The sequence below is a fragment of the Hymenobacter rubidus genome (assembly GCF_016734815.1).
Classification (GTDB): domain Bacteria; phylum Bacteroidota; class Bacteroidia; order Cytophagales; family Hymenobacteraceae; genus Hymenobacter; species Hymenobacter rubidus.
The window spans coordinates 1-1190 of record NZ_JAERQF010000074.1 but is presented as its reverse complement, the minus strand read 5'-3'; the positions used below and the strand labels follow the sequence as shown (position 1 = coordinate 1190).

The 1190-nt window shown below is 62.4% G+C and carries 2 protein-coding genes and 1 pseudogene; 2 read left to right on the top strand and 1 reads right to left on the bottom strand.

Translation table 11 applies throughout. The features are described from left to right. Positions 1 to 53: 53 nt before the first annotated feature. On the top strand, positions 54 to 344 hold the full coding sequence (locus JKL48_RS22825; protein ID WP_201987714.1) for a transposase: 291 nt from the start codon (positions 54 to 56) through the stop codon (positions 342 to 344). Here JKL48_RS22825 and JKL48_RS22820 read toward each other — a convergent pair. Continuing rightward, the gene (locus JKL48_RS22820) at positions 338 to 559 is read right to left on the bottom strand and encodes a hypothetical protein (protein WP_201987718.1); all 222 of its coding nucleotides are present in this window, start codon (positions 557 to 559) and stop codon (positions 338 to 340) included. The genes JKL48_RS22825 and JKL48_RS22820 overlap by 7 nt on opposite strands. Before the next feature lie 130 nt (positions 560 to 689). On the opposite strand from JKL48_RS22820, the pseudogene JKL48_RS22810 reads away from it, so the two are divergent. Then, positions 690 to 1172: pseudogene (locus JKL48_RS22810) on the top strand (IS3 family transposase); the annotation flags it as partial. Positions 1173 to 1190 lie beyond the last annotated feature (18 nt).

Below are 1190 nucleotides of genomic sequence, written 5' to 3'. Positions count from 1 at the left end.
TGTAGTACTCCCCAATAGTTGGACAGTTAAGGCGGGCTATCTTAGTCAACGCCATGAGTCCCAAACGCACCCGCCGTCGCTACACGGCCGAGTTTAAAGCTGAAGTAGCGCTGGCCGCCCTGACCGAGCGCCAGCCCCTAGCCGAATTGGCCGCCCGCTATCAACTGGCGCCGGCCCAAATCAGTCGCTGGAAGCTACATCTGCGCCAGCAGGCGGCCCAGGTCTTTGCCGAAGCGCCGGCGCCCGTCGCACCGGCACCGGACGTGGAACCGCTCTACGCCGCGATTGGCCGGCTGCAAATGGAGAATGCGCTGCTAAAAAAAACGCTGGGGCCATGTCAGTAGCCCAGCAACGCGCCCTGGTTGCGCAGGCCGGCCCAGCCAGTTCGGTGCAGGCCCGCTGCCAGGCCCTGGGCCTGTCGCGCAGCAGTTTTTACTACCAGCCCTGCGGAGAAAGCGCCTATAACCTCGACCTCATGCGCCTGCTTGATGAGGAGTTCACGCAGCATAATTTTAAAGGTGTGCTCGGCCTGCGTGACCACCTGCGTCTGGCGGGACATCTTGTTAACGCCAAGCGCGTGCGCCGCCTGGTGCGCCTGATGGGCCACGAGCCAGTTTACCCCAAGCCCCGTTTAAGTGCGCCTGGCCAGGGAGTGACGTCTTACCCTTACCTGCTACGCGAGCGCCCGGCACGAGGTCTGGAGCACGGACATTACCTACGTGCCCATGGCCAAGGGCTTCCTTTACCTGGCCGCCGTGCTCGACTGGCACTCGCGCTACGTGCTCAGCTGGCAGCTCTCTAACACGCTCGACGTGGGCTTTTGCCTGCTGGCCCTGGCCGATGCCCTGCGCGTGGCTCCGGCCCCGCACATCTTCAATTCCGACCAGGGCAGCCAATTTACCTCCCTGGCCTATGAGCAGGCCCTGCTGGCCGCCGGCTGCCGCATCAGCCGCGATGGCCGGGGCCGCGCCACCGACAATGCCTTCATCGAACGCCTCTGGCGCACGGTCAAATGGGAACACATCTACTTAAACCCCGCCGACGATGGCCACCACCTGCACCACCAATTACAGGCGTACTTTGCCTACTACAACCACCGACGACCCCACCAAAGCCTAGGAGGCCAAACACCCGCTCAAGTCTTCGCACAACCCTCATTCATCCAACCATAACTATATTGCTTAACAGGC